Origin of the sequence: Xanthomonas sp. SI, from assembly GCF_014236855.1 — a bacterium.
In the GTDB taxonomy this organism is placed as follows: Bacteria; Pseudomonadota; Gammaproteobacteria; order Xanthomonadales; family Xanthomonadaceae; genus Xanthomonas_A.
In genome coordinates this window covers 527,592-546,338 of record NZ_CP051261.1, presented here as the reverse complement: position 1 = coordinate 546,338, position 18,747 = coordinate 527,592, and the positions used below count along the sequence as shown (strand labels likewise).

Here is an 18,747-nt window from a genome sequence, read left to right as displayed (position 1 = left end):
CCGGCCCCTGCAAGCACAGGTCTCCGGCATCCGATTCCGAACATGGCGCTGCAGATGCCTCAGGTCGGCCAGCGCGATCGGCGCACGCGGGGGTCGTATTTACGCGGAAGGAGTGCCGTCGAAGCTGAGCGAAGCAGAGGTGCGTGCGGCATTGACGACGGCGGGGTACACGCAGGTACACGACGTGAAGTACGACGACGGTTTGTGGCAAGCGCAGGCGCACAGCGCGACGGGCCAGCGGGTGGAGGTATACGCGGACCCTGTGGACGGGAGCGTGGTGAGCGCGGAGCGGGACTGAGGTATTGGTTTACTGAGGTATTGCGGCTTTTTTTGCGCCCAATAAAAAATCCCCGTCCTTGTGGGACGGGGATTTGGGGTAAAGCCCCTGGCGATGACCTACTCTCGCATGGCTTGAGCCACACTACCATCGGCGCAGCTGCGTTTCACTTCCGAGTTCGGGATGGGATCGGGTGGTTCCACAGCGCTAATTTCACCAGGGAGACGGTTGGAGTGTCGCCGCGATGCGTCATTCGAACAAGGCACGGATGTGTGCGGAGTCGAAGGACGGCATTGGGCGCCAGCCTCTCATAGGGTGTGACGTAGCGAGCATTTGGATAGCTATCGACGTGTTGTCGCGCTAAGGGTTGCTTTTTGAGGAAGCAACTTGAGGTTATATGGTCAAGCCGCACGGATCATTAGTATCAGTTAGCTCAATGCATTGCTGCACTTACACACCTGACCTATCAACCACGTAGTCTACATGGTTCCTTAAGGGGGCTTGTGCCCCGGGAAGTCTCATCTTGAGGCGCGCTTCCCGCTTAGATGCTTTCAGCGGTTATCGCTTCCGAACATAGCTACCCGGCAATGCCACTGGCGTGACAACCGGAACACCAGAGGTTCGTCCACTCCGGTCCTCTCGTACTAGGAGCAGCCCCTCTCAAACTTCCAACGCCCATGGCAGATAGGGACCGAACTGTCTCACGACGTTCTGAACCCAGCTCGCGTACCACTTTAAATGGCGAACAGCCATACCCTTGGGACCGACTACAGCCCCAGGATGTGATGAGCCGACATCGAGGTGCCAAACACCGCCGTCGATATGAACTCTTGGGCGGTATCAGCCTGTTATCCCCGGAGTACCTTTTATCCGTTGAGCGATGGCCCTTCCATACAGAACCACCGGATCACTAAGACCTACTTTCGTACCTGCTTGATCCGTCGATCTTGCAGTCAAGCACGCTTATGCCTTTGCACACAGTGCGCGATGTCCGACCGCGCTGAGCGTACCTTCGTGCTCCTCCGTTACTCTTTAGGAGGAGACCGCCCCAGTCAAACTACCCACCATACACGGTCCCCGATCCGGATTACGGACCTAGGTTAGAACGTCAAGCACGACAGGGTGGTATTTCAAGGATGGCTCCACTGCAGCTAGCGCCACAGTTTCATAGCCTCCCACCTATCCTACACAGACGAACTCAACGTTCAGTGTAAAGCTATAGTAAAGGTTCACGGGGTCTTTCCGTCTTGCCACGGGAACGCTGCATCTTCACAGCGATTTCAATTTCACTGAGTCTCGGGTGGAGACAGCGCCGCTGTCGTTACGCCATTCGTGCAGGTCGGAACTTACCCGACAAGGAATTTCGCTACCTTAGGACCGTTATAGTTACGGCCGCCGTTTACTGGGGCTTCGATCAAGAGCTTCGCCTTGCGGCTGACCCCATCAATTAACCTTCCAGCACCGGGCAGGCGTCACACCCTATACGTCCACTTTCGTGTTTGCAGAGTGCTGTGTTTTTGATAAACAGTCGCAGCGGCCTGGTTTCTGCGACCCTCTTCAGCTATAGCTCGCATGAGCCACCAAAAAGGGTGCACCTTCTCCCGAAGTTACGGTGCCATGTTGCCTAGTTCCTTCACCCGAGTTCTCTCAAGCGCCTGAGAATTCTCATCCTACCCACCTGTGTCGGTTTACGGTACGGTCTGCGTAAGCTGAAGCTTAGGAGCTTTTCCTGGAAGCGTGGTATCAGTGACTTCGTCTAAAAGACTCGTCTCGGTGCTCGGTCTTAAAGGATCCCGGATTTGCCAAAGATCCAAACCTACCGCCTTTCCCCGGGACAACCAACGCCCGGTACACCTAACCTTCTCCGTCCCTCCATCGCACTTACGCGAGGTGCAGGAATATTAACCTGCTTCCCATCGACTACGGCTTTCGCCCTCGCCTTAGGGGCCGACTCACCCTGCGCCGATTAACGTTGCGCAAGGAAACCTTGGGCTTTCGGCGTGCGGGTTTTTCACCCGCATTATCGTTACTCATGTCAGCATTCGCACTTCCGATACCTCCAGCAGACTTCTCAATCCACCTTCAACGGCTTACGGAACGCTCCTCTACCGCGCATCGCTTATCGCGATGCACCCCAAGCTTCGGTTCACTGCTTAGCCCCGTTAAATCTTCCGCGCAGACCGACTCGACCAGTGAGCTATTACGCTTTCTTTAAAGGGTGGCTGCTTCTAAGCCAACCTCCTGGCTGTCTGTGCCTTTCCACATCGTTTTCCACTTAGCAGTGAATTTGGGACCTTAGCTGTGGGTCTGGGTTGTTTCCCTTTTCACGACGGACGTTAGCACCCGCCGTGTGTCTCCCGGATAGTACGTACTGGTATTCGGAGTTTGCAATGGTTTGGTAAGTCGCGATGACCCCCTAGCCATAACAGTGCTCTACCCCCAGCAGTATTCGTCCGAGGCGCTACCTAAATAGCTTTCGAGGAGAACCAGCTATCTCCGGGTTCGATTAGCTTTTCACTCCTAATCACACCTCATCCCCTACCTTTGCAACGGGAGTGGGTTCGGGCCTCCAGTCAGTGTTACCTGACCTTCACCCTGGGCATGACTAGATCACCCGGTTTCGGGTCTACTGCCCGCGACTATGCGCCCTTATCAGACTCGGTTTCCCTTCGCCTCCCCTATACGGTTAAGCTTGCCACGAACAGTAAGTCGCTGACCCATTATACAAAAGGTACGCAGTCACTCTTGCGAGCTCCTACTGCTTGTACGCACACGGTTTCAGGATCTATTTCACTCCCCTCTCCGGGGTTCTTTTCGCCTTTCCCTCACGGTACTGGTTCACTATCGGTCGGTCAGGAGTATTTAGCCTTGGAGGATGGTCCCCCCATATTCAGACAGGGTTTCACGTGCCCCGCCCTACTCGTCTTCACTGGAATGGCCCTTTTAAATACAGGGCTATCACCTTCTATGGCCAACCTTTCCAGGTTGTTTTTCTAGAACCATACCAGCTTAAGGGCTAGTCCCCGTTCGCTCGTCACTACTTAGGGAATCTCGGTTGATTTCTTTTCCTCCGGTTACTTAGATATTTCAGTTCACCGGGTTCGCTTCCAGCAGCTATGTATTCACTGCAGGATACTGCCGAAGCAGTGGGTTTCCCCATTCGGACATTGCCGGATCAAAGCTTGTTGCCAGCTCCCCGACACTTTTCGCAGGCTGCCACGTCCTTCATCGCCTCTGACCGCCAAGGCATCCACCGTGTGCGCTTATTCGCTTGACCATATAACCTGAAGTTGCCTCCAAGCTATGCTGAGTCCGGGGGTACAAAGCCCGGACGCGAACTATAACGACTCAATTTCTAGGGACTCGAGGTCCCCGCCTTAGCCACAACGACACGTCAAGATAGTTTGATCTCAAACGCTCGCTACGTCACAAATTTTAAAAGAACATACCCCAGCCTCAATGCTGGCGCATCTTAAATTCTTAGTGTGCTTATACATTCAGAGTGGTGGGTCTGGGAGGACTCGAACCACCGACCTCACCCTTATCAGGGGTGCGCTCTAACCACCTGAGCTACAGACCCAAAGTCTTGCGCTCTTGCAGTTCCCTTAGACAGTCCGCACATGGATGTGCGGGCGTTTGCAGAGGGATCTGCAAATCTGGTGGAGCCAGTCGGGATCGAACCGACGACCCCCTGCTTGCAAAGCAGGTGCTCTCCCAGCTGAGCTATGGCCCCGAAATCGGGGTGCCCCGCCCTGTGGCGGAACTCTCTGAATGCAGGTTACTTGTGAGGACGCCTGTAGGCGTAGTTGTCTTGCTCAAAAGGAGGTGATCCAGCCGCACCTTCCGATACGGCTACCTTGTTACGACTTCACCCCAGTCATCGGCCACACCGTGGCAAGCGCCCTCCCGAAGGTTAAGCTACCTGCTTCTGGTGCAACAAACTCCCATGGTGTGACGGGCGGTGTGTACAAGGCCCGGGAACGTATTCACCGCAGCAATGCTGATCTGCGATTACTAGCGATTCCGACTTCATGGAGTCGAGTTGCAGACTCCAATCCGGACTGAGATTAGGTTTCTGGGATTGGCTTACTCTCGCGAGTTTGCAGCCCTCTGTCCTAACCATTGTAGTACGTGTGTAGCCCTGGTCGTAAGGGCCATGATGACTTGACGTCATCCCCACCTTCCTCCGGTTTGTCACCGGCGGTCTCCTTAGAGTTCCCACCATTACGTGCTGGCAACTAAGGACAAGGGTTGCGCTCGTTGCGGGACTTAACCCAACATCTCACGACACGAGCTGACGACAGCCATGCAGCACCTGTCTCACGGTTCCCGAAGGCACCAATCCATCTCTGGAAAGTTCCGTGGATGTCAAGACCAGGTAAGGTTCTTCGCGTTGCATCGAATTAAACCACATACTCCACCGCTTGTGCGGGCCCCCGTCAATTCCTTTGAGTTTCAGTCTTGCGACCGTACTCCCCAGGCGGCGAACTTAACGCGTTAGCTTCGATACTGCGTGCCAAGTTGCACCCAACATCCAGTTCGCATCGTTTAGGGCGTGGACTACCAGGGTATCTAATCCTGTTTGCTCCCCACGCTTTCGTGCCTCAGTGTCAGTGTTGGTCCAGATGGCCGCCTTCGCCACAGATGTTCCTCCCGATCTCTACGCATTTCACTGCTACACCGGGAATTCCGCCATCCTCTACCACACTCTAGTTGCCCAGTATCCACTGCAATTCCCAGGTTGAGCCCAGGGCTTTCACAACGGACTTAAACAACCACCTACGCACGCTTTACGCCCAGTAATTCCGAGTAACGCTTGCACCCTTCGTATTACCGCGGCTGCTGGCACGAAGTTAGCCGGTGCTTATTCTTTGGGTACCGTCAGAACAATCGGGTATTAACCGACTGCTTTTCTTTCCCAACAAAAGGGCTTTACAACCCGAAGGCCTTCTTCACCCACGCGGCATGGCTGGATCAGGCTTGCGCCCATTGTCCAATATTCCCCACTGCTGCCTCCCGTAGGAGTCTGGACCGTGTCTCAGTTCCAGTGTGGCTGATCATCCTCTCAGACCAGCTACGGATCGTCGCCTTGGTGGGCCTTTACCCCGCCAACTAGCTAATCCGACATCGGCTCATCTATCCGCGCGAAGCCCGAAGGTCCTCCGCTTTCACCCTAAGGTCGTATGCGGTATTAGCGTAAGTTTCCCTACGTTATCCCCCACGAAAAGGTAGATTCCGATGTATTCCTCACCCGTCCGCCACTCGCCACCCATGGTATTGCTACCACTGTGCTGCCGTTCGACTTGCATGTGTTAGGCCTGCCGCCAGCGTTCACTCTGAGCCAGGATCAAACTCTTCACTTAAAATTACAGACCCGAAGGTCAATACTTTGAATATGCAGAGTTCAAACCAAGCTTACGTATCGCTTGCTTAGCAATTGATTTGTTGCTCTTGATTCGAACGTCTGCAAGATGGACATACTTCCACCTGCAGGCGCCCTCACAAGTTACCTGCGCACACTGTCAAAGAACTTTGGGGCCGGCCTCAGCGCCTTTCCCGTTTCGCTTGCGACGTTTCCGTCGTAGCGAGCCGCCCATTATAGCGGACTTTTTCTTTCCGTCAACACCTCGTTTCGGAGGTTTTGACGTTAGCCCCGCTTCAAACCCGAAGGCTTTCCGCTGAACCTAGCCGCCCATCATAGCGGCTTTTTTGTTGCCGTCAATACCTTTTTGAGGAGGTTTTTGACGACCCCGCCGCGTTGCTGTTGCGTTGCCGCAAGGCGTTGCGTCGGGGGAGGGAAAGTATGGCTGCAAACCCGCCGCTTGGGAAGGGGGTGTGAAAGATTTTTTCACTGCACCGTCGCAGTACGCGCCCATGCGATGCACATCACTAATAAGGACGCAGCTCGCAGCCCAGGCTCTACTACTACTTAAGGCTGTCACCGCAGGCGATGGCGGCGCTCGGCCGCCATCGCGCTCAGGCCAAGACCAGGCGCACCCGCGCAAAGGTGCGCTTGCCGACCTGCAACACGCCTTCGAATCCGGGCACGAAGCTGTGCTGCGGGTCTTCCACCACCTCGCCTTCCACGCGTACCGCGCGCTCCTTGAGCTTGCGGCTGGCCTCGGAGTTGCTGGCGGTCAGCCCGGCGGCGGTCAGCAGCGCGGCGATGCGCAGGCCTTCCGCCGGCACCGCCACGTCCTGCAGCGGCAATGCGCTGGTGTCGCCCTGCCCGGTCACCACCGCATGCCAGCCGACGATGGCCTGCTCGGCCGCCGCGGCGTCGTGAAAGCGCGTGGTCAGCTCGCGGGCCAGGCGCAGCTTCACTTCGCGCGGGTGCAATGCGCCGGCCTGCACCTGCCGCTTCAGTTCCTGCGCTTCGCTCAGGCTTATATCGAAGGACAGCAGCTCGATCCAGCGCCACATCAGCTCGTCGCCGATCTTCATGGTCTTGGTGACGATGTCGATCGCCGGCTCGCTGATGCCGATGTAGTTGCCCAGCGACTTGGACATCTTGTTGACCCCGTCCAGGCCCTCCAGCAGCGGCATGGTCAGCACGATCTGCGCCGGCTGCCCGTAATGCTCCTGCAGGCCACGCCCCATCAGCAGGTTGAACTTCTGATCGGTGCCGCCCAGTTCGACGTCGGCCTTCAAGGCCACCGAATCGTAGCCCTGCACCAGCGGATACAGGAATTCGTGGATGGCGATGGACTGCTGCGCGGCATAGCGCTTGGCGAAGTCGTCGCGCTCAAGCATGCGCGCCACCGTATGCTGGCCGGCCAGGCGGATCATGTCGGCCGCGCTCATCTGCCCGAACCACTCCGAGTTGAAGCGCACTTCGGTGCGCTCGCGGTCCAGCACCTTGAACACCTGCTCCTCGTAGGTGCGCGCGTTGGCGAGCACGTCCTCGCGGGTCAGCGGCTTGCGGGTGACGTTCTTGCCGGTGGGGTCGCCGATCATGCCGGTGAAGTCGCCGATCAGGAAAATCACCTGGTGGCCCAGTTGCTGGAACTGACGCATCTTGTTCAGCAACACGGTATGGCCGATGTGCAGGTCGGGCGCGGTCGGGTCGAAACCGGCTTTCACGCGCAACGGGCGGCCGGTACGCAGCCGCGCTTCCAGTTCTTCGCGTTTGAGGATTTCGTCGGCACCGCGGCCGATCAGGGCAAGAGACTCTTCAATCGTGGACAAAACGGAACTCCGACGGGTTGCCGCCAGGCAACATGAATGACGTTAAGTGCGAGTTAACTGCGCATCCGGCGAAAACCTGAGCCGGTTCAATGGTTTGACGCGCTGTTGATCGGTGTTTATGGTAGCCGAGTTTTGAGCTCGCGCTTCGGGCTCATGAGGAAGCCTTGATGCAGAACAGCGAAACCGAACAGGAACGCGCGCGCAAGCAGCGCTTCCAGCAACGTCTCCATGTGCTTCACGACACCGCACTGCATCGGCAGCTGACGCAGCACTTCCCCGCCGGCCGCTGGACCCGCCGCCACTGGATCCACGCCAGCCTGTTCGCCACCATCGGCGCGCTGGTGGCCACGATCGTGCCCGGCTTCTCCAATGCGATCGACGTGCCGCTGCAGACCACGCACGCGACGCTGGCGCTGCCGTTGCCGCCGATCTCGCTGGCCCAGCAGCAGGGCGTGGCCGGCGACAGCTGGCAGGTGGTGCGGATCCAGCCCGGGCAGACCCTGGGCGCGGTGTTCGAACAGCTCGACATCCCGGCCACGGTGATGCACCAGGTGCTGGACCACCCCGGCACGCGCGAGGCGCTGACCAAGCTGCGCCCCGGCGCCGAGATCGGCTTCGACCTGCCGGTGGCCGGCAGCCTGCGCGGGATCCGCTTCGACCGCGACGCCACCCACCGCGTGGAACTGTCGCTGCTCGGCGACGACATCCGCGAGAAGGTGACCGAGCGCGAGACCAGCACCCGCACCGCGGTCATCAGCGGCGAAATCACCAGCTCGCTGTACGTGGCCGCGCGCAAGGCCGGGCTGTCGCCGTCGGCGATCGCGACGATGACCGACGAGATCTTCAAGTACGACATCGACTTCGACAAGGACCTGCAGCCGGGCGACCGCTTCAGCGTGGTGATGGACGAAACCTGGCGCGAAGGCGAGCGGATCGACACCAGCAAGATCCTGGCGGCGACCTTCACCACCCGCGGCAAGACCTACAGCGGTTTCCGCTTCGAGCGCGACGGCAAGCCGGCCGAGTACTTCGACGTCAGCGGGCGGCCGCTGAAGAAGAGCTTCATCCGCATGCCGGTGTCCTACAGCCGGATCAGCTCGACCTTCGGCGCGCGCAAGCATCCGGTGCTGGGCACCATGCGCATGCACAAGGGCATCGACTACGCGGCGCCGTCGGGCACGCCGATCATGGCCGCCGGCGATGCGCGGGTGCAGTTCGTCGGCACCCAGCGCGGCTACGGCAACGTGGTGATCCTGGATCACGGCAAGGGCTACAGCACGCTGTACGGGCACATGTCGCGCTTCGGCGGGATCAAGGCCGGCCAGCGCATCAACCAGGGCACGGTGATCGGCTTCGTCGGCATGACCGGCATGGCCACCGGCCCGCACCTGCACTACGAATTCCGCGTGGACGGGGTGCAACGCAATCCGGCGTCGGTGACGATGCCGCCGCCGACGCCGCTGGCCGGCACCGAGCTGGCCGCGTTCCGTGCGCAGACCTCGCCCGCGCTGGCGCGCATCCAGCGCGTGGAGAAGCTGATCTACGCCGACGCCGCACCGGCGAAGGGCGATGCCCCGGCGAAGAAGAAGAAGACTGTCGCCTCGGCCAAGTCGGCGCAGTCCAGCGACGCCGGCTGAGCCGCGTACCTGCCTCGCCACGGCGGCGCGGATTGACGCGCCGCCGCCGCTCGCCCACGCTGCGGCGCTGACGCTGCCTGGTGCCTTGCAATGCCTGATCCGATCGCACTCGATGACGAGGCCCTGTTCCTCGGCCTGATGTCCGGCACCAGCGCCGATGGCATCGACGCCGCGCTGGTGCGCTTCGGCGCCGATGGCCAGGCGCAGCTGCGCCTGGGCCGCACCTCTGCCTGGGCGCCGCGCCAGCGCGAGGCGTTGATCGCACTGGGCGAAGGCGGCGACATCGATTCGCTGGATACGCTGGGCCGGCTCGATGCGGAAGTGGCGATCGCCTTCGCCGAGGCCGCGATGCGCCTGCTGGAGGAAGCCGGCGTCGCGCCTGCCGAAGTCCGCGCGATCGGTTCGCACGGACAGACCGTGCGCCACCGGCCGCTGGCCAATCCCGCCTTCACCTGGCAACTGGGCGACGGCAACCGCATCGCCGAGCTGACCGGCATCGCCACGGTGTGCGACTTCCGTCGCCGCGATGTCGCCGCCGGCGGCCATGGCGCGCCGCTGATGCCGGCCTTCCACGCGGCGATGCTGGGCGCGGCGCACGAGGACCGCGCGGTGCTGAACCTGGGCGGGATCGGCAACCTGACCCTGCTGCCGGCGCACGGCAGCGTACGCGGGTTCGACACCGGCCCGGCCAACGCGCTGCTCGATGCCTGGTGCCAGCGCCATCTGGGCCAGCCCTACGATGCCGGCGGCGCCTTCGCCGCCAGCGGCCAGGTCGACGACGGCCTGCTGCAGCGCTTGCTGGCCGATCCCTGGTTCGCACTGGCCCCGCCCAAGAGCACCGGGCGCGAGCAGTTCCACCTGCGCTGGGTGGACGCGCTGCTGGAGCCGGCCGCGCATCCGGCCGCGGCGGTGCAGGCGACCCTGCTGGAACTGACCGCGGCCACCGTGGCCAACGCGCTGCTGGCGCAGCAGCCGGCGACCCGGCAATTGCTGGTCTGCGGCGGCGGCGTGCACAACCCGCTGTTGCTGGCGCGGCTGCAGGCGCGGCTGCCGGGCGTGCAGGTGCTGTCCACGCAGGCGCTGGGCCTGGATCCGGACTACGTGGAAGCGATGGGCTTCGCCTGGCTGGCGCGGCAGACCCTGGCCGGCTTGCCCGGTAACCTGCCTTCGGTCAGCGGCGCACGCGGGCCGCGCATCCTCGGCGCGATCCACCTGGCCTGACGAAGACGGCACCGCTCGGCGCCATGCGCGCCGACACGCGACTCAGAAGCCGGCACCGGCCGGCAGTTCGCGCAACGCGGCGATCGCGTCGGACAAGGCATCCACCTCCGGATTCTCGAAGCCGCTGCGCACCTCGTGCTCGCTGGCGAACAAACCCTGTTCGATCAGGTTCAGCACGGTCTGGTGCTGGGTCCAGCCGCGGGCCACGGCGATGCGGCGGATCCGATCGACCAGGATGGGGTCGATGTCGCGCAACAGCAGATCGGTCATGCGGACTCCCGAGCGGACGGCGGCGCGCCCCAGGCGCCGCCATGCATCATCCGCAAGTCCGGGCGGGCTTTCAATCCGCCTGCGGCGCGGCGGGCGCCGATTGTTCGCGGATCCGCGGCCACAGCCAGGCCAGCAGCAGCAGAGTCGGGATCACCGTGAACGCGCTGAGCACGAAGAAGGTGCTGTAGGAGGTGGCCTCAACGATATAACCGGAGGCGCCGCCGACGAACTTGCCGGGCAGGTTGGCCAGCGACACCAGCAGCGCGTACTGGGTGGCGGTGAAATTGCGGTCGGTCAGCGACGACATGAAGGCGACCAGCACGGTGCCGGCGAAGCCCTGGAACAGGTTGTCGGCACTGAGCGCGGCGTAGAACGACCACAGCTGCCCGGGATGCTGGGCCATCAGCAGGAACGCCAGATTCGACAGCGCCACGCCCAGCGCGGCCACGAACAGCATGCGCCGGAAGCCGAACGCCGCCACCGCCAGGCCGCCGGCGAAGGCGCCGGCGATGCCCATCCACACCCCGAACAGCTTGGAGACGGTGGCGATGTCGGCCTTGCTGAAGCCCGAGTCCAGGTAGAACGGCCCGGACATCACCCCGATCACCTGGTCGGGGAACTTGAACAGGCCCACGAACAGCAGCAGCCCCAGGCCCAGCGCCAGGCCGTTGCTGGTGAAGAAGCTGGAGATCGGCTGCCAGAACGCGCCGACCACGTCGATCTTGCGCACCACCGTGGCCACCGGCACCTCCGGTTCGCGGCACAGCAAGGTGGTGGCGATCGGCAGCAGCATCAGCCCGGCCATCACCAGATAGGCCAGGGTCCAGTCGCCGAACTGGGCCAGGTACAGCGCGCCGGCGCCGGACAGGATCAGGCCGATGCGGTAGCCGAAGGTATAGGTCGCGGCGAGCGCGGCCTGCGCCGAGGCCGGGGCGATCTCGATCCGGTACGCATCGACCACCGAATCCTGGGTGGCGCCGGCGAAGGAGGCGATCAGCACCCACAGCACCAGCCCGCCGACGCTCAACTCCGGGCGCATCAGCGCCAGCGCCGCCAGGCCGATCGTGACCCCCAGCTGCGACACCAGCAGCCACGAGCGGCGCCGGCCCAGGAACGCGACCAGCGGGAACGGATAGCGGTCCAGCAGCGGCGCCCACAGGAACTTGAGCAGGTAGAAGAAGCTGGCCAGGCTGATCAGGCCGATGCTGCCCAGGTCCAGGCCGACGTCGCGCAGGCGCGTGGACAGGGTCTGCGAAGCGATCAACAGGAACGGCAGGCCGCTGCCGAAGCCGAGCAGGGCCATCGTCGCCGCCGACGGCGTGGCGAAGGCGCGCTTGATCCCGGCCCAGCCCTTGTAGGACCCCGGCGCGGATGCGGTGCCGCTCATTCGCGGTAATCCACCACGAACGGCGCATGGTCGGAGAAGCGCTGCGCGGTGTAGATCGCGCAGCCCTGCAGGCGCTCGCGCAGCGAGGGAGTGACGAACTGGTAGTCGATGCGCCAACCCACGTCGTTGGCGCGCGCGGCGCCGCGATTGCTCCACCAGGTGTAGTCCTGGCCTTCCGGGTGCAGCGCGCGGTAGGCGTCGACCCAGCCGCGGCCGCTGGCCGCGTCGGCGTCTTCGGCGCGATCGGCGCACAGGCCGTTGAGCCAGTCGCGCTCGGCCGGCAGGCAGCCGGAATTCTTCTGGTTGGACTTCCAGTTCTTGATGTCCAGCGCCGAGCGCACGATGTTCCAGTCGCCGCACAGCACGTAGTCGCGGCCGCTGGCCAGCCATTCGTCCAGGATCGGCCGCAGCCAGTCCATGACCTGGAACTTGTAGCCCTGGCGCAGCTCGCCCGACGAGCCGGAGGGGATGTAGAACGAGACCACGCTCAGGTTGCCGAAGCGCGCTTCCAGGTAGCGGCCCTCTTCGTCGAACTCGGGCCAGCCCAGCGCGGTGCGCACTTCGTCGGGCTCACGCTTGCTGTAGATGGCCACGCCGCTGTAGCCCTTCTTGGTGCTGGCATCGCGGAACCAGACGCGGTAGCCGTCCGGCAGGAACGCCGGCCCGGCCAGTTGATGCTCCTGCGCCTTGGTCTCCTGCACGCACAGCACATCGGCGTGCTGGCTGGAAAACCACTCGAAGAAGCCCTTGGTGGCGGCCGAACGCAGGCCGTTGGCGTTGAAGCTGATGATGCGCATGAATGAAGAGCCGGGATTCGGGATGGGGGGATTGGGGATTCGTGAAAGCGTACCCCATGCGTGGACGCTGTATGGCCGCGACCAGCTATGCTTTCACCAATCCCGTCATCCCCAATCCCGAATCCCGGCCTCCCAATGACCGACTACCGGCAACGTTTCCTGCAATTGGCCCTGGATGCGCAGGCGCTGCGCTTCGGCGAGTTCACGCTGAAGTCCGGGCGCATCAGTCCCTATTTCTTCAATGCCGGGCGCTTCGATTCCGGGAGCACGGTGGCGCGCCTGGCGGCGTGCTACGCCGATGCGGCCGATGCCGCCGGGCTCGACTTCGACCTGCTGTTCGGCCCGGCCTACAAGGGCATCCCGCTGGCGACCGCGCTGGCCTGCGAGTACGCGCAGCGCGACCGCAACCTGCCGCTGGCGTTCAACCGCAAGGAAGCCAAGACCCATGGCGAAGGCGGCAGCCTGATCGGCGCGCCGCTGGCCGGGCGCCGGGTGCTGATCGTGGACGACGTGATCACCGCCGGCACCGCGATCCGCGAGGCGCTGGCGATCATCCGCGAGGCCGGCGGCCTCCCGGCGGCGATCCTGGTCGCGCTGGACCGCCAGGAGATCGCCGGCGAGCACGACCGGCGCTCGGCGGCGCAGGCGGTGGCGGCGGAGGCCGGCGTTCCTGTGGTGTCGGTCGCGCACCTGGGCGATCTGCTTGCATTCATCGATGGAAACGCGGACCTTGTCGGCTTCCGCGAACCGCTGCTGGCCTACCGGGCACGCTACGGCTGCGATCCGTCAGGCTGACAGCAGGGGGCTGCCATGATGCCGATCCAACGACCATGGGGCCGGGCCGCGTTGCCGGTCCTGCTCGCGCTGATTGCATTGCCGGCCGCAGCGCAGCCGGCGCCATCCAAGAAGCTGTACTGCTGGAACCAGGGCGGGCAGCGCGTGTGCAGCGATGCGCTGCCGCCGGAAGCGGTGAACCAGGCGCGCGACGAATTCAACGCCAAGAGCGGGATGCGCAGCGGCGCGGTCGGCCGCGCGCTGAATGCCGAGGAGCGCGCAGCGGCCGCCGCCGATGCCGCACAGCAGCGCGCCGACCAGGCGGCGCTGGAGACGCGCAAGCGCACCGACCAGGCGATGCTGCTGTCGTTCCAGACCGAAGAGGAGTTGCGCCGGGTGTTCTCCGAGCGCATCGGCATCGTCGACAACAACATCAACACTGCGCGCTACAACGTCAACAGCCTGCGCGAAGGCCTGGTCGGCCTGCTGGCCAATGCAGGCGCGCGCGAATTGGCCGGGCAGAAAGTGACCGGCAAGATCGTCGAGGACGTGCAGCAGCGGCATCGCGCGCTGCTGTGGCAGCTGCGCATGCAGAAGAACTTCGAACAGCAGCGGCTCGGCCTGAACCAGGAAATCGACGACGCGCTGCAACGCTACCGTGCGGCGAAGCGGCCCGGGACCGGCACGGCGCCGGCTGCGACGGCGAACAGCGGTTGAGCGCGGCGCGCGGCCAGCGTCAGTAGCCAGGTCGCCGCGACAGGGATGTCGGGGACTGAAGTCCCTCCTACAGTGCACCCAGCGAGTAGGCCGCGAGTCCCTTGTAGGAGCGACTTCAGTCGCGACGAGAGAAGTCCGGATGCTCGGCGGTTTCGGATGCTGTCGGGGCTGAAGCCCCTCCTACAGTGCGCCGGTGAGTTGGCCGAGCTTCCTGTAGGAGCGGTTTCAACCGCGACGAGCGCAGCCCGGAATCGCTGCGCTCTCGGCCATCCTGTCGCGGGACGAAGCCGCTCCCCCAGCACTCCGCATGCCGGCGGCGCTACGTCGCCTCGCCCGGCACTGCGCCGGGCGCACACACCATGCGCCTCAGAATCCCGCCGCCAGCGACGGCAACAGCGCTTGCAGCTGGCTGCGGAACAGGTCCTTGATCCGCTCCAGCGCGGCGCTGGTGTCGGCCTCGAAGCGCAGCACCAGCACCGGCGTGGTGTTGGACGCGCGCACCAGGCCCCAGCCGTCGGCGAAGTCCGCGCGCAGGCCATCGATGGTGAGCAGCCGCGCACCGGCGAACGCCGAACCTTCCTGCTGCGCGACAGCGACCAGCTGCGCGACCAGCGCATGCGCGTCCTGTCCGTCGGCCAGCGGCAGCTTGATCTCCGGCGTGGACACGCTGTCGGGCAGCTCGGCCAGCACCTCGGACGGGCTCTCCTCGCGCTGCGCCAGGATCTCCAGCAACCGCGCCGCCGCGTACAGGCCGTCGTCGAAGCCGTACCAGCGCTCCTTGAAGAAGAAGTGGCCGCTCATCTCGCCCGCCAGTTCGGCGTCGGTCTCGCGCATCTTCGCCTTGATCAGCGAATGCCCGGTCTTCCACACCATCGGGCTGCCGCCGTTGCGCAGCACGTAGTCCGACAGCTTGCCGGTGCACTTGACGTCGTAGATCACCAGCGCGCCGGGGTTGCGTTGCAGCACGTCGGCGGCGAACAGCATCAGCAAGCGATCGGCATAGATCACCGTGCCTTCCTTGGTGACCACGCCGAGCCGGTCGGCATCGCCGTCGAAGGCGATGCCCAGGTCGGCGTCGAAGCGCTTCACGGTCTGGATCAGGTCCTCCAGGTTGTGCGGCTCGCTGGGATCGGGGTGATGGTTGGGGAAGGTGCCGTCGACGTCGCAATACAGCGGGATGACCTCCGCGCCGATCGCCTCCAGCAGCCGCGGCGCCAGTTCGCCGCCCACGCCGTTGCCGGCATCGGCCACCACCTTGAGCGGGCGATCCAGCTGCACGTCGTCGGCGATGCGCTTGATGTAGTCGTCGCCGACGTCGCGCTGCTCCAGCCGCCCGGGTTCGGCGGCGGTCGGCAGGCGGCCTTCACTGATCCGCGCATACAGGTCGGTAATCGCCGCGCCGGACAGCGTTTCGCCGCCAACCACGATCTTGAAACCGTTGTAGTCCGGCGGGTTGTGGCTGCCGGTCACCGCCACGCAGCTGCCCGCGCGCAGGTGGAAGCTGGCGAAATACACCACCGGGGTCGGCGCCAGGCCGATATCGGTGACGTGGCAGCCGGCGCGGCGCAGGCCTTCGATCAGCGCCGCCGACAGTTCCGGGCCGGACAGGCGGCCGTCGCGGCCGACCACCACCTCGCTCAAGCCCTGCTCCTGCATCACCGCGCCGATCGCCTGGCCGATCAAGGCGGCGACCTGCGGGCTGAGATCGCGGCCGACCACGCCGCGGATGTCGTAGGCGCGGAAGATGGCGGCCGGCACGGTCAGTGCCGGAACCGTCCTGGCCGGCGCGGTCTCGCCCTCCGGCACCGGTGGCGCCGGTGGCGGCTCGCGGTGCTGCAGGCTCTGCCGCAGGGTGGGTTCCTGCTCGGCCGCCGCGGCGGCGGCCTTGGCGCGGCGCGGCTGCGGCAGGCGGCCGCGCGCGGCCAGCAGCACCGCCAGAGCCAAAAAGCCGAGCAGGCCGGCGACGATCAGGCAGGGCAGCGCGTCCAGGCCGAGCGGTCCGACCTCGGCGTCGGGCAATGCCGCGACCACCCGCAGCCCGGTCTTGCCGATCGGCCGCGACAAGGCGTCGCCATGGTCGGCCAGGCCGGCATCGCCGGCGCCGATCACGTCGTAGCTGCCCTGGCGCAGCGCCAGATAGCCGCTGGCCGGGACCGCAGCCTGCGCCAGCGGTGCGGTCAGCACGCGCAGCGGCAGGCGCAGGTAGGCGACGCCGGCGCCCGTGTCCAGGGTCACCGGCGCGGCCAGCCCCAGTCGCGCGCCGCCGCCGTCGCGCACCACCGCGCTGGCGACCGCGTCGGTCAGCAACGCCTTTTCCAGCAGCGCCAGGCGGCCATAGCCGAAGCTGCCCGCGTCGGCGTAGCCGGCGCTCAGGTCACCGGGCAGCACTTGTGCGTCTTCCGCGCCCTTCCAGCCCTCGCGCAAGGCTTGCGCCGCCGCCGTCGCGTCGCCGCGCGCCAGGGCGGCCTGCACCGCGGGCTGCTGCAATTGCGCGGCGAAGCGCTTGGCGACCGCCGCCAGCGCCTGCGAGGTCTGCGCCACCGCCGTGTCGCGCGCCTGCTGCAGGTCCGTGGCGCTGTGTTCGTAGCGCCATTGCTGCGCGCCGCTCCAGCCGAACCAGCCGGCCAGTACGGCCAGCAGCAGCGCCAGCAGCGGCGCCGCCTTGCGCAAACCCTCATGCGCCGGCGGCCGTTGTGTTGCCTCGCTCATGCAGACGATCCCCTGTCAGCGCACTCCGGTATGGCCGAATCCACCCGTTCCCCTGGCGCTGTCGGCGAAAGTATCCACCACCTGCAGGGCAACGCGCACGACCGGCATCACCACCAGTTGCGCGATGCGGTCGCCGGGGGCGATGGTGAACGGCTCGCGGCCGCGGTTCCAGACGCTGATCAGCAGCGGTCCCTGGTAGTCGGCATCGATCAGGCCGGTGCCGTTGCCGAGCACGATGCCGTGGCGATGGCCCAGCCCGGAGCGCGGCAAGACCACCGCGCACAGCTGCGGATCGGCGATGTAGATGGACAGCCCGCTGGGGATCAGCGCGGTATCGCCCGGCGCCAGGGTCAGCGGCGCCTCTGTGGCCGCGCGCAGATCCAGCCCGGCGCTGGCCTCGGTAGCGTAGTCCGGCAGCGGCCAGCTGTCGCCGAAGCGCGGGTCGAGCAGTTTGACCTGCAGCGGGTATGGCGTGGGGATGGTCATGCGTGCAGTCGCTCCGCGATCAGGGCCAGCAATTGTTCGGCCAGTTGCGCCTTGGACACGGCCGGGAAGCTGCGCGCGCCCTGTTGCCAGTAGGCGGTGGCGGCATTCTGGTCGCTCTCGAAGCCGTTGCCGGCCACCCCCACCTGGTTGGCGATGATCAGGTCCAGGTGCTTGTCGTTGAGTTTGCCACGCGCGTAGCGTTCGATGTCGTGGGTCTCGGCGGCGAAGCCGACCACCAGTTTCAGCGCCTGGGTCTGTGCGGCGACCTCGGCCAGGATGTCCGGGGTGCGCACCAGTTCCAGGGTCAGCACCTCGCCGCTCTTCTTGATCTTCTGCGCGGCGACCTGCTTGGGCGTGTAGTCGGCGACCGCGGCGGTGCCGATGTAGATGTCGGCCGGCAACGCGCCGAGCACCGCGGCGCGCATCTGCGCCGCCGAGCGCACGTCGATGCGCTGCACGCCGTCGGGCGTGGGCAGGTGCACCGGGCCGCTGACCAGCACCACCGACGCGCCCTGCCGCGCCGCCGCGGCGGCCAGGGCATAGCCCATCTTGCCGCTGCTGCGGTTGCCGAGATAGCGCACCGGGTCCAGGTCTTCGTAGGTCGGCCCGGCGCTGATCAGCAGGCGCAGGCCGTGCAGCGCGCCGCCACCGCTACTGGCCGCGACCGGCGCGGGCGCCGCCAGGGTCGCCGCGGTCGCGGCGTGGCCACTGGCCAGCGCGGCGACGATCTCTTCCGGCTCGGCCAGGCGTCCGGGACCGGACTCGCCCTCGGCCAATGGGCCGTCGTTCGGCCCGACCACGCTGGCACCGCGTTGGCGCAGCGTGGCGACATTGGCCTGGGTGGCGGGGTGCAGCCACATGCGGTGGTTCATCGCCGGGCACACGGTCAGCGGCGCGGTGGTGGCAAGGCACAGCGTGGTCACCAGATCGTCGGCCAGACCGTGGGCGAGCCGCGCCAGCAGGTCGGCGGTGGCCGGCGCCACCACCACGCGATCGGCCCAGCGGGCCAGTTCCAGATGGCCCATCGCCTGCTCGGCGGCGCTGTCCCACAGGCTGGTGCGGGTCGGGTGCGCGGACAGCGCCTGGAAGCTCAGCGGCGTGACGAACTGCTGCGCGCCGGCGGTCATCGCCACCTGCACCTCGGCACCCGCCTCGCGCAGCCGCCGCACCAGCTCAAGCGCCTTGTAGGCAGCGATGCCGCCGCCCACGCACAACAGCACACGCCGCCCCTGCAGGGGCCCCTCGAAAGTACCGGTCACGTCGGGAATGTCCTACCCATGCAAG

General features: G+C 64.9%; 11 protein-coding genes, 2 tRNA genes and 3 rRNA genes. 4 read left to right on the top strand and 12 right to left on the bottom strand.

Going from position 1 to position 18,747, the window contains the following annotated elements:
• Positions 1-383 precede the first annotated feature (383 nt).
• From rrf to tyrS, 6 genes are all read right to left on the bottom strand, one after another.
• A 5S ribosomal RNA gene (gene rrf, locus HEP75_RS02460) occupies positions 384-498 on the bottom strand.
• Positions 499-674: 176 nt separating this feature from the next.
• Positions 675-3,554 (bottom strand): 23S ribosomal RNA (locus HEP75_RS02455).
• A 226-nt stretch (positions 3,555-3,780) separates the two neighbouring features.
• A tRNA-Ile gene (locus HEP75_RS02450) sits at positions 3,781-3,857 on the bottom strand.
• Positions 3,858-3,934: 77 nt separating this feature from the next.
• A tRNA-Ala gene (locus HEP75_RS02445) sits at positions 3,935-4,010 on the bottom strand.
• A gap of 85 nt (positions 4,011-4,095) precedes the next feature.
• Positions 4,096-5,640, bottom strand: a 16S ribosomal RNA gene (locus HEP75_RS02440).
• Together the 16S, 23S and 5S rRNA genes with 2 tRNA genes alongside form the textbook arrangement of a ribosomal RNA operon.
• 613 nt (positions 5,641-6,253) lie before the next feature.
• On the bottom strand, positions 6,254-7,465 hold the full coding sequence (tyrS, locus tag HEP75_RS02435; RefSeq protein ID WP_185825312.1) for a tyrosine--tRNA ligase: 1,212 nt from the start codon (positions 7,463-7,465) through the stop codon (positions 6,254-6,256).
• A gap of 167 nt (positions 7,466-7,632) precedes the next feature.
• Between tyrS and HEP75_RS02430 the strand changes: the two genes are divergently transcribed.
• A complete protein-coding gene (locus HEP75_RS02430) occupies positions 7,633-9,102 on the top strand; it encodes a M23 family metallopeptidase (protein ID WP_185815033.1) in 1,470 nt (489 codons plus the stop codon).
• A gap of 90 nt (positions 9,103-9,192) precedes the next feature.
• Complete coding sequence (locus HEP75_RS02425) at positions 9,193-10,323, top strand: anhydro-N-acetylmuramic acid kinase (RefSeq protein WP_185825311.1); 1,131 nt, start codon at positions 9,193-9,195, stop codon at positions 10,321-10,323.
• A 42-nt stretch (positions 10,324-10,365) separates the two neighbouring features.
• Here HEP75_RS02425 and HEP75_RS02420 read toward each other — a convergent pair whose 3' ends face one another.
• The 3 genes from HEP75_RS02420 to HEP75_RS02410 all read right to left on the bottom strand — a co-directional run bounded on the left by HEP75_RS02420 (position 10,366) and on the right by HEP75_RS02410 (position 12,777).
• Positions 10,366-10,593: a hypothetical protein gene (locus HEP75_RS02420; RefSeq protein WP_104558896.1), complete on the bottom strand. Its 228-nt coding sequence runs from the start codon at positions 10,591-10,593 to the stop codon at positions 10,366-10,368.
• A 70-nt stretch (positions 10,594-10,663) separates the two neighbouring features.
• A complete protein-coding gene (locus tag HEP75_RS02415; protein WP_185825310.1) occupies positions 10,664-11,980 on the bottom strand; it encodes an MFS transporter in 1,317 nt (438 codons plus the stop codon).
• Positions 11,977-12,777, bottom strand: coding sequence for an exodeoxyribonuclease III (locus tag HEP75_RS02410; RefSeq protein ID WP_185825309.1), 801 nt, complete (start codon positions 12,775-12,777; stop codon positions 11,977-11,979). Before HEP75_RS02410 ends, HEP75_RS02415 begins: the two co-directional genes overlap by 4 nt.
• 135 nt (positions 12,778-12,912) lie before the next feature.
• Between HEP75_RS02410 and pyrE the strand changes: the two genes are divergently transcribed.
• Positions 12,913-13,572: an orotate phosphoribosyltransferase gene (pyrE, locus tag HEP75_RS02405; RefSeq protein ID WP_185825308.1), complete on the top strand. Its 660-nt coding sequence runs from the start codon at positions 12,913-12,915 to the stop codon at positions 13,570-13,572.
• A gap of 15 nt (positions 13,573-13,587) precedes the next feature.
• Positions 13,588-14,268, top strand: coding sequence for a hypothetical protein (locus HEP75_RS02400; protein WP_185825307.1), 681 nt, complete (start codon positions 13,588-13,590; stop codon positions 14,266-14,268).
• A gap of 366 nt (positions 14,269-14,634) precedes the next feature.
• Here the strand turns inward: HEP75_RS02400 and HEP75_RS02395 are convergent, their stop codons facing one another.
• Genes HEP75_RS02395 through coaBC form a run of 3 tightly spaced genes read right to left on the bottom strand, consistent with a single transcriptional unit; the run spans position 14,635 to position 18,722 of the window.
• Positions 14,635-16,977 (bottom strand): phosphomannomutase/phosphoglucomutase, encoded by a 2,343-nt coding sequence (locus HEP75_RS02395; RefSeq protein ID WP_185825306.1) that lies wholly within the window; start codon positions 16,975-16,977, stop codon positions 14,635-14,637.
• A 15-nt stretch (positions 16,978-16,992) separates the two neighbouring features.
• Positions 16,993-17,463: a dUTP diphosphatase gene (gene dut / locus HEP75_RS02390; protein WP_009588584.1), complete on the bottom strand. Its 471-nt coding sequence runs from the start codon at positions 17,461-17,463 to the stop codon at positions 16,993-16,995.
• The gene (gene coaBC / locus HEP75_RS02385; protein ID WP_255423971.1) at positions 17,460-18,722 is read right to left on the bottom strand and encodes a bifunctional phosphopantothenoylcysteine decarboxylase/phosphopantothenate--cysteine ligase CoaBC; all 1,263 of its coding nucleotides are present in this window, start codon (positions 18,720-18,722) and stop codon (positions 17,460-17,462) included. The genes dut and coaBC overlap by 4 nt, the downstream gene beginning before the upstream one ends.
• Between the last annotated feature and the right edge of the window lie 25 nt (positions 18,723-18,747).